Source organism: Nocardioides sp. NPDC058538, from assembly GCF_042719275.1.
In the GTDB taxonomy this organism is placed as follows: domain Bacteria; phylum Actinomycetota; class Actinomycetes; order Propionibacteriales; family Nocardioidaceae; genus Nocardioides.
Genome location: NZ_JBHXNY010000016.1, coordinates 98,106 through 112,531, shown reverse-complemented (window position 1 = coordinate 112,531; position 14,426 = coordinate 98,106). Strand labels below are relative to the sequence as shown.

18 protein-coding genes are annotated in these 14,426 nt (G+C 69.7%); 7 read left to right on the top strand and 11 right to left on the bottom strand.

Annotation, left to right across the window (positions count from 1 at the left end):
- From ACFWQC_RS16075 to ACFWQC_RS16050, 6 genes are all read right to left on the bottom strand, one after another.
- Positions 1-357, bottom strand: a complete 357-nt coding sequence (locus ACFWQC_RS16075) for an NADH-quinone oxidoreductase subunit A (protein WP_091043014.1) — start codon at positions 355-357, stop codon at positions 1-3.
- 208 nt (positions 358-565) lie between these two features.
- Complete coding sequence (locus ACFWQC_RS16070; protein WP_378679726.1) at positions 566-1,603, bottom strand: hypothetical protein; 1,038 nt, start codon at positions 1,601-1,603, stop codon at positions 566-568.
- Positions 1,604-1,905: 302 nt separating this feature from the next.
- Positions 1,906-2,556: an HD family hydrolase gene (locus tag ACFWQC_RS16065; RefSeq protein ID WP_378679723.1), complete on the bottom strand. Its 651-nt coding sequence runs from the start codon at positions 2,554-2,556 to the stop codon at positions 1,906-1,908.
- A 27-nt stretch (positions 2,557-2,583) separates the two neighbouring features.
- Entirely contained in the window at positions 2,584-3,264 is a 681-nt protein-coding gene (locus ACFWQC_RS16060) for a hypothetical protein (protein ID WP_378679720.1), read from the bottom strand.
- A gap of 19 nt (positions 3,265-3,283) precedes the next feature.
- Positions 3,284-3,973 (bottom strand): demethylmenaquinone methyltransferase, encoded by a 690-nt coding sequence (locus ACFWQC_RS16055; RefSeq protein ID WP_378679717.1) that lies wholly within the window; start codon positions 3,971-3,973, stop codon positions 3,284-3,286.
- Positions 3,974-4,011: 38 nt separating this feature from the next.
- The gene (locus ACFWQC_RS16050) at positions 4,012-4,593 is read right to left on the bottom strand and encodes a hypothetical protein (protein WP_378679714.1); all 582 of its coding nucleotides are present in this window, start codon (positions 4,591-4,593) and stop codon (positions 4,012-4,014) included.
- A 104-nt stretch (positions 4,594-4,697) separates the two neighbouring features.
- On the opposite strand from ACFWQC_RS16050, the gene ACFWQC_RS16045 reads away from it, so the two are divergent.
- The 4 genes from ACFWQC_RS16045 to ACFWQC_RS16030 are packed head-to-tail and all read left to right on the top strand — an operon-like array spanning position 4,698 to position 7,409.
- The gene (locus tag ACFWQC_RS16045; protein ID WP_378679711.1) at positions 4,698-5,948 is read left to right on the top strand and encodes an isochorismate synthase MenF; all 1,251 of its coding nucleotides are present in this window, start codon (positions 4,698-4,700) and stop codon (positions 5,946-5,948) included.
- A gap of 34 nt (positions 5,949-5,982) precedes the next feature.
- A complete protein-coding gene (locus tag ACFWQC_RS16040; RefSeq protein WP_378679708.1) occupies positions 5,983-6,474 on the top strand; it encodes a hypothetical protein in 492 nt (163 codons plus the stop codon).
- Between the two features lie 24 nt (positions 6,475-6,498).
- Positions 6,499-7,131, top strand: a complete 633-nt coding sequence (locus ACFWQC_RS16035) for an MBL fold metallo-hydrolase (protein ID WP_378679705.1) — start codon at positions 6,499-6,501, stop codon at positions 7,129-7,131.
- Positions 7,131-7,409: a YciI family protein gene (locus ACFWQC_RS16030; RefSeq protein WP_355231650.1), complete on the top strand. Its 279-nt coding sequence runs from the start codon at positions 7,131-7,133 to the stop codon at positions 7,407-7,409. Before ACFWQC_RS16035 ends, ACFWQC_RS16030 begins: the two co-directional genes overlap by 1 nt.
- Before the next feature lie 36 nt (positions 7,410-7,445).
- Here ACFWQC_RS16030 and ACFWQC_RS16025 read toward each other — a convergent pair whose 3' ends face one another.
- The gene (locus tag ACFWQC_RS16025; protein ID WP_378679702.1) at positions 7,446-8,282 is read right to left on the bottom strand and encodes a GH25 family lysozyme; all 837 of its coding nucleotides are present in this window, start codon (positions 8,280-8,282) and stop codon (positions 7,446-7,448) included.
- 206 nt (positions 8,283-8,488) lie between these two features.
- Here ACFWQC_RS16025 and ACFWQC_RS16020 point away from each other — a divergent pair, with 206 nt between their 5' ends.
- Genes ACFWQC_RS16020 through ACFWQC_RS16010 form a run of 3 tightly spaced genes read left to right on the top strand, consistent with a single transcriptional unit; the run spans position 8,489 to position 9,899 of the window.
- Entirely contained in the window at positions 8,489-8,848 is a 360-nt protein-coding gene (locus tag ACFWQC_RS16020) for a metalloregulator ArsR/SmtB family transcription factor (RefSeq protein ID WP_160025692.1), read from the top strand.
- The gene (locus tag ACFWQC_RS16015) at positions 8,845-9,333 is read left to right on the top strand and encodes an SRPBCC family protein (protein ID WP_378679698.1); all 489 of its coding nucleotides are present in this window, start codon (positions 8,845-8,847) and stop codon (positions 9,331-9,333) included. Before ACFWQC_RS16020 ends, ACFWQC_RS16015 begins: the two co-directional genes overlap by 4 nt.
- Before the next feature lie 17 nt (positions 9,334-9,350).
- The gene (locus ACFWQC_RS16010) at positions 9,351-9,899 is read left to right on the top strand and encodes a TIGR03086 family metal-binding protein (protein ID WP_378679695.1); all 549 of its coding nucleotides are present in this window, start codon (positions 9,351-9,353) and stop codon (positions 9,897-9,899) included.
- A 270-nt stretch (positions 9,900-10,169) separates the two neighbouring features.
- Here ACFWQC_RS16010 and ACFWQC_RS16005 read toward each other — a convergent pair whose 3' ends face one another.
- From ACFWQC_RS16005 to ACFWQC_RS15990, 4 genes are all read right to left on the bottom strand, one after another.
- Positions 10,170-10,514 carry a hypothetical protein gene (locus tag ACFWQC_RS16005; protein ID WP_378679692.1) on the bottom strand — a complete coding sequence of 115 codons (345 nt, stop codon included), beginning with the start codon at positions 10,512-10,514 and terminating at the stop codon, positions 10,170-10,172.
- A gap of 17 nt (positions 10,515-10,531) precedes the next feature.
- Entirely contained in the window at positions 10,532-12,136 is a 1,605-nt protein-coding gene (gene menD / locus ACFWQC_RS16000) for a 2-succinyl-5-enolpyruvyl-6-hydroxy-3-cyclohexene-1-carboxylic-acid synthase (protein ID WP_378679689.1), read from the bottom strand.
- Between the two features lie 120 nt (positions 12,137-12,256).
- Positions 12,257-13,225, bottom strand: coding sequence for an o-succinylbenzoate synthase (locus ACFWQC_RS15995; protein ID WP_378679686.1), 969 nt, complete (start codon positions 13,223-13,225; stop codon positions 12,257-12,259).
- Entirely contained in the window at positions 13,222-14,262 is a 1,041-nt protein-coding gene (locus ACFWQC_RS15990; protein WP_378679683.1) for an AMP-binding protein, read from the bottom strand. Before ACFWQC_RS15990 ends, ACFWQC_RS15995 begins: the two co-directional genes overlap by 4 nt.
- Positions 14,263-14,426: the final 164 nt, after the last annotated feature.

The window sequence follows — 14,426 nt, the reverse complement described above, 5'->3', positions numbered from 1 at the left end:
TCAGTCCCAGTCCAATCCGCCGCGGCGCCACACATACGCGTACGCCACGAACACCGTCAGCAGGAACAGGCCCATCTCCGCGAGGCCGAACCATCCCATCGCGTCGAACCTGACGGCCCACGGGTAGAGGAAGATGATCTCGATGTCGAAGATGATGAAGAGCATCGCGGTGATGTAGTACTTCACCGGGAAGCGACCGCCCAGCGCCTGTGGCGTGGCCTCGATCCCACACTCGTAGGGATCCGCCTTGGCCTGGTTGGCGCGGCTCGGCCCGACGACCGAGCTCATCACCACCGAACCGACCGCGAAGAGCGTCGCCAGTCCCGCCAACGCGAGCACCGGCACGTAGAGCTCCATCTCGCCTCCTACCCTGAGCGACCCACCCCTTCTTGAGACTTTGTGAATGGAATCACAATGTGGGCCAACTCACATCCTGCCACTCCTGTGACGGATTGCAAGTGGGTTGGTGAAATGGCGCGCGGCACTTTCCCGCCATGGCAGGAAAGTGCTGACGCATCCGGCGGCAAACGTTTGCAGAATCACGCCATGGCGGGGTTGTGGCGGGTCAGATTTCGGCGGTGACTGCCGGCGTCGGCGTGTCGAGGAACGCTCGGGGGATCACGATGAAGCGCTTCTCGACGCTGGCCGGCAACATCTCGTACGCCACGGTGTGCTCGGTCATCCGGCGCTGTCTTAGCCACGTGTGGTGCCAGGCGACGCTCCCCCACGGCCCTTGGATCTCGAGCCATTCACCCACGGACCCGACGACGGTGGCACCGACGGGATACATCCCCGACACGCGGCCCGTACCGACGAGCAGCAGGGCGACCAGAATGAAGAGGGCCATGAAGGCCCAGAAGGCCGCGGACCAGAAGGATCCGATCTCCAGTTGGAGTAGGGCATTCAGGCCGTAGCCGACTGGAAGCACCCACGCCAAGGCGCCGAACTGCACCCGCAACCGTGCCCGGACGAGCCGCCACCGCAGTGTCCGATCGACGACGATCGGCGCCCCCGCCAACGGCGCCGCCACAGGCGTACGGCCTGCTCTGTCAGCCAGCTCGCGCCTGATCTCCGGCCCGATCAGCTGGGCCGGGAAGTCGACCGACCGCGCCAGCTCATCCGGCCCGGTCGGAAGGTACACCGGCATGGCCAGGGTGTTCGGACCGTCCTGCCGACACCGCACGAGCGCCGGCCCCACCTCGACCTGCGACAGCCGCGACCACGGGTAGAAGGTGAGTCGGTTGAGCGTACGCACACCCAGGCCCGTGGGCGTCGTCCACGCCGTGAGCGTGGCGCCGACAGGGAACTCGCGCTCCGCCCGGCGACGCAGCCCCCACAGGGGCGCCGCCAGCTGGAGCAGCAAGATGGCGACTCCTAGGACGGCCGTCATCGCCAGCTCGACAGCTCCGCCGACAAGTCCCAGATCCGGATCTGGCATCCCGAGCCAGAAGAGGCTGACCACCACCGCGGGCAGAGCCAACCCCGGGATCCAGTACGCCCACATCCGCAGCCGCAACCCCACCAAGGCCCGCTTGAGCCGCCGCTGATCATCGAGAGTGACGGTCCAGTCCGTCACCGAGCCGGGCACCACATCCACGTCCACGAGCGGCTCTCCTCAGCATCCCCACCATCAGGTCGCCGCAGCGTACCGAATACCCGCGGAGGGATGGTCCGGTTCTCGGAGTTGGTGGCCAACGACGCGCAACTTCCCCGCACATGCACGGAAGTTTCGTACGCCCCGGCCCAACCCACGCCAGAACCCCGCATGTGCGGGGAAGTCACGGCGGCCCTCCGGAGCATCGACTCGGGCGGTCCTCGATCATCCGCCGAGTCGATGCTCGTTACAACGAGCCGACTCGGCGTGAGGTTGCGTCAGGATGCGCCGACTCAGCGGGATGGTCAGCGTCAGTCGGCGTCCGGGCGGATCCAGCCCTTGGCGAGACCTGCTCGGACGAGGGCGTCGGTGGCAGCGCCGAGGGTTGTCGAGGCGGCGACGACGCCGGCCTCGCGGGCGCGGACGCGGGACTCGGTGGCGCCGGGCATGCCCCAGGTGCCGCCGCGGTTGAGCCAGTTGAGGAGCATGGGCTCGAGGCGGTCCATCGCCTTGCAGAAGCGCGCCTCGGGGGTCTGAGCGGCCTCGAACTCGTCCCACAGGGCACGGACCTCGCCGGCCTGGTCCGGCGGGAGCATCGTGAAGAGCCGATCGGCGGCAGCGACCTCGCGCTCGACCTGGTCGACGACCGCGGCGGCGTCGAAGACCGGGCTGTCGCCGGCGTAGATCTCGACCATGTCGTGGATGATCACGAGCTTGATCGCGTGCCCGACGTCGATCGGCTCGTCGGCGTACTCAGCGAGCAGCAGCACCATCAGCGCCAGGTGCCAGGAGTGCTCGGCGTCGTTCTCACGCCTGTCTGCCGCGGCCAGCGGCGAGGCGCGCAGGATCGTCTTGAGCTTGTCGGCCTCGGCGATGAACTCCAGCTGAGCCCGCAGCCGGCCGCCGATCTCGTCCGGGAGCGGGTTCAGGTCGATGATCAGGTCGGCAGTCGAGTCGTCCATGGGACGACCTTCGCATGCCGCCCAGCGTCAGCGGGCGGGGAGGGCGGGGACGGCGCGCTTGGAACGGCTCACGTAGGCCGATCCGTCCGGGCCGACGACGGCGTAGGAGTCGCCCATGCGGGAGTTGTACTCCAGGTGGGCGCGACCCCAGAACATGCCGATCCGGATGCCGCCGTACATCCCCGGGGCGGTGAACCAGGCCTCGTCTGGGCCGCCCTCCTCGGAGATGAGCCGTACGTCGAACGTACGCAGCTGGTTCTCGCCACGGAACTCGGCGGTCAGCTCCGCGAGCGTCGTGTTCACGTGGAGGTTGACGTTCTCGAGGTTGTCGCCGAGCGGGGTGCCGGGGCGGAAGTAGGGGTCGAGCATGTCGAGCAGGTGGTCGTGACCGCGTCGCTTGGCCAGCTGGTAGGGCGTCTCACCGTGGGCGGTGGGCAGGGACCTGACCCCGCCCAGCGAGAGCAGCTCCTGGACGGTCTCCCGCGGGGCACCGAGGTAGGCGGCGTGGTGGAGCGGCGTGAACATCGACTCACCGCCGATCTTCCAGGTGTTGACGCCGACGGTGTAGTCGTTGCGCACCTGCGAGAGCGCGCGGCGCCAGTCGCCCTGTGCGGCCGCGTCGGTGAGTGAGTCCCTGGCCTTGACCGCTGCGGGCCCGTAGGCCTCGCGAGGCATCAAGATGCCGTCCCATGGCAACGTCGTGGTCATAGTTGAACTTTCGCAGAGATCAAGCGGTTGCGTGATGAAGTGCGACGATTCCACCCGAGAGGTTCGTCCAGGTCGGAGCCTGCCAACCCGCCGCGGAGAGCATGGCAGCGAGGCCTGCCTGGTCGGGCCATGCGCGGATGGACTCGGCGAGGTAGACGTAGGCGTCCGGGGAGGACGATACCGCCCGAGCGACCGGCGGCAACGCCTTCATCAGGTATTCCACGTAGATCGTCCGGAACGGCTTCCAGGTCGGGTGCGAGAACTCGCAGACCACGATCCGGCCGCCGGGGCGGGTGACCCGGCGCAGCTCACGCAGGCCCGCCGCCGGGTCGACGATGTTGCGCAGGCCGAACGAGATCGTCACCGCGTCGAAGGTCGCGTCGCGGTAGGGCAGCTTGGTGCCGTCGCCGGCCGTGAACGGCAGGTGGGGCTTGGCCTTCTTGCCGACCTGGAGCATCCCGATCGAGAAGTCCGTCGGTACCACGGAGGCGCCCGCGTCCAGGAACGGCTGGGACGAGGTGCCGGTGCCGGCGGCGAGATCGAGCACGAGCTCGCCGGGCCTCGGGTCGACGGCCTTGATGACCTCGCGTCGCCAGCGTCGGTCCTGGCCGAGCGAGAGCACGTCGTTGGTCACGTCGTAGCGCTTGGCCACGGCGTCGAACATCCGACGGACCTCGCCGGGCTGCTTGTCCAGATCTGCTCGGGTCACGGGCTGATTCTGTCTCGGGTCGGTGTCCGGGACCGAACTCAGGCGAGCTTCTCGAAGATCTCGTCGGCGTACTTCGCCGCGTCCTTCGTCGAGGCAGCGGTCGCCTGGACGGTCAGGTCGTTGGACGCGTGCGAGCAGGTCGCCTGGGTCTGACCGGTCGACTGGTCGGCGCTGGAGTAGCAGACGTTGTCGCGCACCTTGGAGACCTCGCCACCGCCGTAGTAGGCGCTGCCGTCACCGGCGAAGGCGCGGATCATCACGGACTTCTTCATGTCCTTGGTGATGTAGGTGCGCGAGGCCATCGAGAACCCGAGGGCGTCTGACACGTTGCGGTCCTCCGTCTTCGAGCTGGCGGCGTTCTGCTTGATGAACAGGTCCAGCTGCTCCTCGGACGCGCCCTGCTTCTTGATCACGTCGAGGTCGTAGGAGGACTTCTCGTCGGCCGGCTTGTAGCCGCCCGACAGAGTCTCCGGAAGCGTGATCTTCACGCCCGAGTGCGATTCGGAGTCGCCAACCCACCGTGGCAGGCCAACGCCCAGCACGACGAAGAGGGCCAAGGCGATGATGCCGAGGGTGATGCCGTTCTCTGCGATGAACGACTGCTCTTTGTTGGTACTCACGCAAGCGCACGCTACAACCCACATGGTGATGAGTGACAAATGGGGCGGATGCCATACATCACTTCGACTCGTCGTCGCCGACACCACGCCGATACGCTGGGGGTGTGGATGAGTCTGAGCAGCGGTCCCTGGTAGCCACCACCGTGGCACTCGATGCCGGGTCGGAGACGCTCGACGACCTGCTCGCGCTGCTGCCCGCCCGCAGGCGCGTTCTGTCCTGGGTCCGCCACGGCGAAGGCCTGGTCGGCTGGGGCACCGCCGCCGAGATCCGTACGTCCGGACCGGAGCGGTTCGCGCACGCGGCCAAGTGGTTCGAGGAGCTGGCCGCGGTCTCGACGGTCGCCGATCCCGTGCGCGAGCCCGGCACCGGCCTGGTCGGCTTCGGCTCCTTCGCCTTCTCGGACCTGCCGGGATTCTCCGTGCTCAAGGTGCCCGCGGTCATCGTCGGGAAGCGCGGCGACGTCGCCTGGGTGACCACCGTCGGTCCGGCCGCCTCACCCCCTCCTCCGCTGGCTCCGATGCCGGAGCCGGAGGCGCCGCGCGACGTCGTCTTCGCCGATGCGTACGTCGACGGCGAGCACTGGATGCGGATCGTCGCCGACGCCGTCGCCCGGCTCCAGGACGGTGACCTGGACAAGGTCGTCCTGGCCCGCGACCTGCTGGCCGCGGCCAGCGCCCCGATCGACATCCGTGCCGTGCTGCGGCGGTTGGCCGCTGCGTACCCGACCTGCTGGACGTTCCACGTCGACGACCTCTTCGGTGCGACCCCCGAGCTGCTCGTACGCCGCGAGCGCGGCCTGGTCACCTCCCGCGTGCTCGCGGGCACGATCTGGCCCACCGGCGAGGAGAACCTCGACCACGCCCTCGCCGCATCGCTCGCCGAGTCCTCGAAGAACCTCGAGGAGCACGAGTACGCCGCCAGGTCGGTCGCCGACGCCCTCGAGCCGCACTGCTCCTCGATGAACGTGCCCGACGCGCCCTTCGTGCTCAAGCTCCCCAACGTGATGCACCTGGCCACCGACATCACCGGCGTCGCCAGCGACGGGGTGAGCTCGCTCGCTCTGGCCGCCGCGCTGCACCCCTCTGCCGCGGTCGGCGGCACCCCGCGCGAGGACGCCGTCGAGCTCATCGCCGAGATCGAGTCGATGGAGCGCGCCCGCTACGCCGGCCCGGTCGGCTGGATGGACGCCACCGGCGATGGCGAGTGGGGCATCGCGCTGCGTACGGCCGAGATGATCGACGACCGCACCGCCCGCCTCTTCGCCGGCTGCGGCATCGTGGCGAGCTCCGACCCGGAGACCGAGCTGGCCGAGACCCAGGCCAAGTTCGTCCCCATTCGGGACGCCCTGTCTTAGCCCTGATCCACCGATCTCGGCTTAACCTCCGTTCATGGAGAACTCGGACGGCCTCATCCGCACAGCCCTGCGCGAAGGAGAGGAGAACGCCGACCGGTTGGCGCGGACACAGCTGCTCACGATCCCGTTCCTGATCGTCGCGATGATCTCGGTGCCTGCGTACCGGATCGTCCACGACGACGGCGAGGACGGCGACAGCTACGGCTTCTGGTCGGCGATCGCGTGGTTGAGCGACCGTCCCGACGACGCCCCGGGCGCCTACAAGCTGCTGGTCATCGCAGCCGTGCTGACGATCCTCTTCGCCGTGGCGGCCGCGGCGATGGCCCTCTACCTCGCCTACTCCCGGAGCAACCATCCCGCGGTCGAGACGAGCATCGCCATCGTGTCGGGAGCGCTGCCGAGTGCCATCGCGATGATCGGCGTGGTCGCGCTGCCGGAGGACTCCGCGGTGCAGATGGGCTGGGGCGTACTCCTTCCGTTCTTCCTCGGCCTGTGGCTCGCCAACATGGTCCGCTCCGACGTCTGACCCACCCGCGATAGATTCGGCGGCATGAGGATCACGAAGTTCGGCCATGCCTGTGTCCGGATCGAGCACGACGGGGCGGTGGTGGTCGTCGACCCGGGCGTGTTCGCCGAACCCGAGGCGCTGGACGGCGCGACGGCGGTGCTGATCACCCACGAGCACCCCGACCACTACAACCCTGCCCTCCTGGAGGGCAGCGACGCGCCGGTCTACACCATCGGCGCGGTCGCGGCGCAGATCCAGAAGGGCGCTCCCGCGGTCCACGAGCGGACCACGGTGGTGAAGCCGGGCGAGTCGTTCGACGCCGGGCTCCCGGTCACCGCGATCAACGAGAAGCACGCGGTCATCCACGCCGACCTTCCCCACTTCGACAACTCGGGCTACCTGATCCAGGCCGGCGACACGAAGATCTTCCACCCGGGCGACGCGCTCGACGGGCCCGGCCAGGCCGTGGACGTACTCTTCCTGCCGGTCTCCGCGCCGTGGGCTCGCTCGGCCGAGCTGATCGACTTCGCCCGCTCCGTCGGCGCCTCCAAGACCGTCGCCATCCACGACCGGGTCTACTCCGAGTTCGGCTCCGGGGTCTTCGACACCCAGGCCGGCAACCTGATCCCGGCCGAGCGCGGCTACGTACGTCTCGCGGACGGGGCTGACCTCTGATGGCCATCGTCGCGGTTCTGTACGCCTACAACGACCTCCCCGACGTACGCGCCGAGCACCTCGGCGCCCACCGGGAGTTCCTGGCGAGCCAGCCCGGGCTTCGGCTCTCCGGCCCCACCTCCGACGGCTCCGGCCTGCTCGTCTTCGAGGGCGAGGTCGACGCGGTCGAGAAGGCCCTGGACGACGACCCGTTCCTCGCGGTCGGGCTGATCAAGGAGCGTCGCGTCTTCGAGTGGACCCCGGGCCTCGGCTCTTGGAAGACCCAGCTGGGTCTGTGAGGACCGGGGGTCCACCCCGGATCGGCGCCCGGAGGATCAGCCTCGGGCGAGCGCCTGCAGGCGGTCGTACGCGCCGTTGAACGTGTTCTGGTCCAACGGTGACGAGGTGTACTGCCAGAAGGTGTAGTAGCCCCAGCCTGCGGGCAGGGTGCCCGGCGAGCTGGCGTAGCGCGCGATCCACAGCGGGTGGGCGCTCGCGAACTGCGAGGTGTTGCCGGTGCAGGTCGTCCACCAGTCGGTGGTCGTGTAGATGACCGCGTCGCGGCCGGTGCGGGCGCGGTAGCGGTCCAGGAACGCCGCGATCCACGAGCGCATCGAGGCCTGGGAGAGGCCGTAGCAGGTGCCGCCTGAGTACGGGTTGTACTCGATGTCGAGCACGCCCGGGAGCGTCTTGCCGTCGGCCGACCAGCCGCCGCCGTTGTTGACGAAGTAGTCGGCCTGCGCCGCGCCGCCCGAGTCGGACGGGTTGGCGAAGTGGTAGGCGCCGCGGATGAAGCCCTGGTTGTAGGAGCCGTTGTACTGCTGCGGGAAGTAGGTGCTGTTGCGGTAGTAGGTGCCCTCGGTCGCCTTGATGTAGGCGAACCGCTTCCCCTGACCCCACCAGTAGGCCCAGTCGACGTTGCCCTGGTGGCCGGAGACGTCGATGCCGCTCACGGTCGCCTGAGCGGTGATCGGGGTGTCGTTGGCGGTGCCGCCCGTGGCCTTCGACCCGGGCGTCGACCAGCCGACGTACGCGCCGTGCTCCGACGTGACGCCGTGGGACCTCGCCTTCTGGGTGAGATGGCGGTCGTCCTTCTCGGCGGCGCCGGCGGACGGGGTCGGGGAGAGGGAGATGGCGAGGAGGAGACCGGCGGTGAACGCGGTCACTCTCATGGATCTGCGGCGCGAAGGACTCATGGGGCTGCCTTTCCCGAGGAGGAGACGTGCACTGAGAAAGCGTCGTGACTGGGCAACATCGTGCCGCAATCGATGTCCCCGGGGGAATGTTTTCCGGTAAGCAAGTTACTCAACCAAATGGTTGACAAGATCTGTCGGAGCGACTTAGCGTTGTTATCAACCAAATGGTTGAGGAGTAACGGATGAGCGAGGACAGACTCTCCCGAGTCTTTGCGGCACTGGCGGACCCGACCCGGCGCGACCTGGTCGCCCGGCTCTCGTCGGCCGACGCGACCGTCGGCGAGCTGGCGGCGCCCTACGACGTCAGCCTCCAGGCGGTCTCCAAGCACCTCAAGGTGCTCGAGGACGCCGGCCTGGTGAGCCGGGAGTCGCGCCGCGCGCCCGTTCGCCTCGAAGCGGAGGTGTTCGACCTCATGACCAAGTGGATCGAGAGATATCAGCAGCAGGCCGAGGAGCGTTACCAGCGCTTGGACGCACTCCTCGCCGAGATGCAGGAAAGCACTCCATCACGAGAATCATCACGAGCAGAGGACGCATCATGACCACCACGAAGCACGAGACCACGATCGAGGCCTCCAAGGAGACCCCGACGATCACCATCGTCCGCGAGTTCGACGCTCCCCCGGAGCTCGTCTTCCGCGCCCACGCCGAGAAGGAGCTGTACGCCAAGTGGCTCGGCCCGCGCGACGTCGGGATGAACATCACCGAGTGGGACTTCCGCACCGGTGGTTCCTGGGCCTACTCCGCCGAGCGCGACGGTGACGAGTTCACCCAGTTCTTCGGAAGCTTCCACGAGGTGCGCGAGAACGAGCGCATCGTGCAGACCTTCACCTGGCGCGGCGCACCCGACGGCGCCTCGCTGGAGTTCCTCACCCTCGAGCCGCTCCCCGGCGGTCGCACCCGGCTGACCGGCCTCAGTGTCGTGGAGTCCTTCGAGACCCAGGCCGCGATCATGGCCAGCGGCATGGAGAAGGGCGTCCTCCAGGGCTACGAGCAGCTCGACGAGCTCCTCGCGGAGCTCTCGTGAACGCCGCCGGTCTGAGCATGAGCGAACAGCACGCGTACGACGCGGCCCGGTTCGCCGAGATCGTCGGCTCCGCCGCCGACGACGACTGGGCTCGCCCCAGCCCGGTGGCGGCGTGGACCGCGCTGGACGTGGTCTCGCATCTGATCGAGTGGTCGCGAGGGTTCCTGCAGGGATCGGCCGGCGTGGATCTGGCGCCGCTCGACGTCGCCGCCGACCCGGTCGCCGCCTGGAAGACCCACACCGCCGACGTCCAGGGGCTCTTCGACGACCCCGCCGACCGGATGGTCTCCAACCCCCACATGGGCGACAAGCCGCTCGACGTTGCGCTCTCGGAGATCTACACGCCCGACATCTGGATGCACTCCTGGGACCTGTCCCGCGCCCTCGGTCGCGACTACGACCTCGGTACCGAGCGTGCCGCGGCGATGCTCGCGGGCGCGGCCGCGATGGAGGACGCCATGCGCGCCTCCGGCCAGTTCGGCCCGCGGGTCGAGGTCGGTCCCGACGCCACGCCCCAGGAGCAGCTCCTCGGCTTCATCGGCCGGGATCCCTACTGGCGGCCGTGAGGCTCCCGCCTGGCCCGCCTACGGCAGTTGGCGCCATCTTGTGAAGGCAATCACGAGCTGGCGCCAACTGGCGTAGGCCAGGTCGGACCAGCGACCTGCCCCACGTCACAAGGGTTCGTTGCGTCGGGCTCGGCGTGATCACCTTCGCCGCATCCTGATCCGCGCGGCGCATCTCCAGAAGGAGGTGGATCTCACCGTATGACAGACGACCACCGCGATCTGCGACGTACTCGAGTGCCGGCCCGGCGACGTCCCCAGGGTGATCGGACCTCAGGAGAGCGTCAGGGAACCGACGCCGGAAGTGTAGTGGGTGGCGTACGTCAGCTGCACCTGCTCGGCGCCGGGGGCGAGCAGGATGGTGGCGGCCTGCTGGATGTAGTCGCCCTCGACGTGGACGCTGACGTGACAGGCGCGCTCGGCCGGGATCTCGAAGGAGACCGTGCCCCAGTAGACGACGTACTGCCGCCCGTCGATGCTCGCGATCGGCGGGAGCTTGCCGGGATTGTTGGCCAACATCACGTTTCCGCTGGTCAGGTGCAGCACCAGGATGCGCTTCGTGCCGGTGTAGTACTCGACGTAGGGCACCACGCCCGGCCACTGCGGCTGTTCTGTCACGAGGTCACTGTGCCATGTCAGGAACGAGCGAGGGCGCGGATGGCGAGGTCGAGCTCTCGGCGGTCGGCGCGGGAGACCACGGCCTCGACGACCTCGATGCCGCCGTTGGGTGAGGCGAGGGCGGCCTCGAGCTCGGGCACGGAGGTGACCGCGAGGTGCGGGATGCGGTGGGCGGCGCAGAGGGCTTCGAGGGAGGTCCCGTGCGGGGTGCCGAAGAGGCGCTCGAAGCTGTCGGCGTAGTCGTCGGCGCCCTGCTCGAGAGAGGCGAAGATCGAGCCGCCGTCGTCGTTGGCGACGACGATGGTGAGGTCTGGGCGGACCTCCTCGGGACCGAGGAGGAGGCCGCCGGCGTCGTGCAGGAAGGTCACGTCGCCCATCAGCGCGAGCGCGCGCGTCGATGACGTTCGGCCAACGGCGGCACCGATCGCGGTGGAGACGATGCCGTCGATGCCGGCCAGGCCGCGGTTGGCGATCACCTTCCGTCGCCCGCCGACGCGGTTGGGCCGCATCATCAGGTCCAGGTCGCGTACGGGATTGGAGGGGCCGAGCATCAGCAGCCCGCCGTCTGGCAGGGCGCGGGCGACACCACCGGCGACGTCGTACGCCGTCATGTCCTGCTTCTCGTGGAGGAGCCGATCCAGCTGGCGGCTGATCGTGCGGTCGGCGTCGCGCCACTCTTCCAGCCACGCTGGGTCGGGCTCGCCCTCGACGTGGAGCCGCGTACGGATCGTGCGGTCGACCCGGAACGGGCGCGCGGGCCAGACCCCCGCGACCGGGGCCGCGATGACCTCGATGTCGGCGCGGGCGAGCAGGTTGGTGACCGGCCGGGAGAGGGTCGGGTGGCCGTAGACGACGACCCTTTCGATCCGGTCGGCGAGCGGTGACTCGAGCAGCAGCCGGTAGGAGCGCAGCGCGTTGTCTCCGGTCCGCGCGCCCGAGGAGGGCTCGGCGAACAGCGGCCAGCCGCCGTCCTGGGCGAGGATCCGGGAGGGCGGGCCGGCGTCGTCACCGGCGACGACGACCGTGCGCGGCGTGCCGGGGCCGGTCGGGATCGACTCGTGGATCATCAGCTCCGGACGTACCGGCACCGGACGGGCCTCGATCTTTGTCGGCTGCCACCGGTCGGGCGGGGCCAGCGGGTCGTCGAGCTGGAGGTTCCAGTGGACGGGGCCGCGTGCGGAGTCGAGCGCGTCGATGTCGTTCTCGTCGGGCGCCTCGGCCAGGTCGAGGGTCTCCACCAGCCGGCCGAAGATGCCGACCTGGTCGGTGACCTGGTTGGCGCCGGTCTCGCGGAGCCGCGCCGGCCGGTCGGCGGTGACGACGGCCAGGGGCGCTCCGGCGTGAGCGGCCTCGAGCACGGACGGGTGCAGGTTGGCGACCGCGGTGCCGGAGGTGCACATCACCGCCGCGCGCGAGCCGACCTTGGTCAGGCCGAGCGCGAAGAAGCCGGCGGAGCGCTCGTCGATCCGGGTGTGCAGGCGTACCAGCCCCGCTCGCGACGCGTCGAGGACGGCGAACGACAACGGTGCGTTGCGCGACCCGGGCGCGATGACGATGTCGGTGACCCGCGCCTCGAGGAGCGCGGTGACGACCGTCCGGGCAAGCTCAGTAGCCGTAGCCATGCCGGCGCCTTTCGTCGGTTGAGTGAGGGTCCGGGACATTTTCCCGCCATGGCGGGAAAATGCCGCAACCCGGTCCGAGGGAACCGCCCAGATCCCCGCCATGGCGGGAAAGTGCCCAGGTCACCGCAGCGTTTCCCGGTATGCCACCACGTCTGCGAGGCGCCTGCGCCAGGATTCCGTACGCTCCGCGTTCGCGTGCAGCGCTGGCTCGAGCAACAGCCGCTCCGGCGCGGGCGAGACCGGGAGCACCGGCAGGAACCCGCCGGAGGGAAGGAGCCGGGTGGCGGCGATGTCCTCGGTGAACATCGAGACCGTCCCCAGCCCACAGGCGTAGGGCAGCTCAGGCAGCGCCGCCGCGAGCGCGATCCCTGCGGCCATCCCGACCGAGGTCTCCAACGCCGAGGAGACGACGCACGGAAGCCCGATGTCCTCGGCGATCCGCAGGCAGGCGCGTACGCCGCCCAGCGGCTGCACCTTCAGTACCGCCACGTCGGCAGCCTCGAGGTCGCGTACGCGATAGGGGTCCGCTGCCCGCCGGATCGACTCGTCCGCGGCGATCGGGACGTCCACCTTGCGGCGTACGTCGGCGAGCTCCTCGACCGTGAGGCAGGGCTGCTCGACGTATTCGAGCCCGCCCGCGGCCCTGTTCAGGACCCCGATCGCGGCGAGCGCCTCGTCGACCGTCCAGAGCCCGTTGACGTCGATCCGCACCTTGCCGGCCGGGCCGAGGGCGTCCCGGACCGCCTCGACGCGGGCGATGTCGTCGGCCAGGCTCTGGCCCGGGTCGGCGACCTTGACCTTCGCGGTCGTGCAGCCGGAGCGGGTCACGATCTCGTGGGCGCGCTCCGGACCTACCGCCGGCACGGTGGCGTTGACGGGCACGGTCTCGCGTACGGGCGTCGGCCAGTCCCCCGCGGCCGCCTCCTCGGCGCAGCGCAGCCAGGGCTCGATCTCGGGGGTGTCGTAGTCGAGGAACGGCGACCACTCGCCCCACCCGCCGGCCCCCTCGAAGACGAGGCCCTCGCGCTCGGTGATCCCCCGGAAGCGAGTCGTCATCGGAAGGGCGAAGACGTGCGGCTCCTCGGTCATCGTGCCTCCGCCTCGTCGGTCGTGGCCAGCGCGAGCAGGGCCTGCCGGTCAGGCTTGCCGTTGCTGAGGAGCGGGATCGCGTCGAGAGCGACGACCTGTCGCGGCGCCCAGGAGCGGGGATGCTCAGCCGCGACCCAGTCGCGGGCGTCGGCGGCGTCGAGGTCACCGACGACGAAGGCGACCAGCCGCTGGCCCCACTCCTCGTCGGGGGTGCCGAGGGCCTCCGCGGCCTCGACGGCCGGGTGTTCGCGGAGCCGTCTGGCGACGAGCGCCGCCGGGACCTTCACGCCGCCGGTGATCACCATGTCGTCGATCCGACCGAGGATCCGGAGCCGGCCGTCCTCGTCCAGGGTGCCGGCGTCGGAGGTGAGGAACCAGCCGTCCACCAGGGAGTTCGCGGTCTGCTCGGGGTCGTCCTGATAGCCGTCGAAGAGCGTCGGGCCGCTGATCCGGACCCGTCCGTCGGTGCCGATCGCGATCCCGACCCCGTCCAGCGGCATCGCGTCGTAGACGCACCCGCCGCAGGTCTCGGCCGAGCCATAGGTGGCGACGACGTCGACCCCGGCGTTCTCGGCGCGGGCGCGCAGCGACGGGTCGATCGGGCCGCCGCCGAGCAGCAGCGTGTGGAACCCGGCCAGCGCGGCGAGGTCCTCACCGCCCGACTCGATGATCCGGTGCAGCTGGGTCGGCACCATCGAGACGAACCGAGGCCCGTCGTCCATCGCCGCCGCGGCCTCGGCGAAGGAGTCGTGGGCGGCGGCGATCACCGGCTCGTGGCCTGCCAGCAGCGAGCGGGCGATCACGTTGGCCCCTGCGACGTACGACTCCGGCAGGGTCAGCAGCCACTGCCCGCTCGCCCCGACGCGTCGCGCCGACGCCGCTGCCGACGCCTTCACGGCCTCCCGCGAGAGCATCACCCGCTTGGGCTTGCCCGTCGACCCCGAGGTCTCCACGACCCAGTGCTCCGGCCCGCCTCCGGCGAGCCACTCGGCCATCGCGGCGACGGTGCTCTCAGCCCGTTCCACCGCGTCGTCCATGGCCCCAACGCTAGTCCCATGCCAACGGCGGCCAGTCGCCGGGCGTACGACCGTGTTGGTCTCGACACGCCTGCGCCTAGCGGCTCCGGCGGCTCGACCGACGCGCCCCGCTGGTTGAGCCGCGAGCGCCAGCGAGCGTGTCGAAACCAACACAACCGCCGACG

Coding starts and splice junctions, on each gene's coding strand:
- ACFWQC_RS16075 (WP_091043014.1), bottom strand. CDS start 357: ATGGAGCTCTACGTGCCGGTGCTCGCGTTGGCGGGACTGGCGACGCTC.
- ACFWQC_RS16065 (WP_378679723.1), bottom strand. CDS start 2,556: ATGGACGACTCGACTGCCGACCTGATCATCGACCTGAACCCGCTCCCG.
- ACFWQC_RS16060 (WP_378679720.1), bottom strand. CDS start 3,264: ATGACCACGACGTTGCCATGGGACGGCATCTTGATGCCTCGCGAGGCC.
- ACFWQC_RS16040 (WP_378679708.1), top strand. CDS start 5,983: ATGGAGAACTCGGACGGCCTCATCCGCACAGCCCTGCGCGAAGGAGAG.
- ACFWQC_RS16035 (WP_378679705.1), top strand. CDS start 6,499: ATGAGGATCACGAAGTTCGGCCATGCCTGTGTCCGGATCGAGCACGAC.
- ACFWQC_RS16030 (WP_355231650.1), top strand. CDS start 7,131: ATGGCCATCGTCGCGGTTCTGTACGCCTACAACGACCTCCCCGACGTA.
- ACFWQC_RS16025 (WP_378679702.1), bottom strand. CDS start 8,282: ATGAGAGTGACCGCGTTCACCGCCGGTCTCCTCCTCGCCATCTCCCTC.
- ACFWQC_RS16020 (WP_160025692.1), top strand. CDS start 8,489: ATGAGCGAGGACAGACTCTCCCGAGTCTTTGCGGCACTGGCGGACCCG.
- ACFWQC_RS16015 (WP_378679698.1), top strand. CDS start 8,845: ATGACCACCACGAAGCACGAGACCACGATCGAGGCCTCCAAGGAGACC.
- ACFWQC_RS16010 (WP_378679695.1), top strand. CDS start 9,351: ATGAGCGAACAGCACGCGTACGACGCGGCCCGGTTCGCCGAGATCGTC.
- menD (WP_378679689.1), bottom strand. CDS start 12,136: ATGGCTACGGCTACTGAGCTTGCCCGGACGGTCGTCACCGCGCTCCTC.
- ACFWQC_RS15995 (WP_378679686.1), bottom strand. CDS start 13,225: ATGACCGAGGAGCCGCACGTCTTCGCCCTTCCGATGACGACTCGCTTC.
- ACFWQC_RS15990 (WP_378679683.1), bottom strand. CDS start 14,262: ATGGACGACGCGGTGGAACGGGCTGAGAGCACCGTCGCCGCGATGGCC.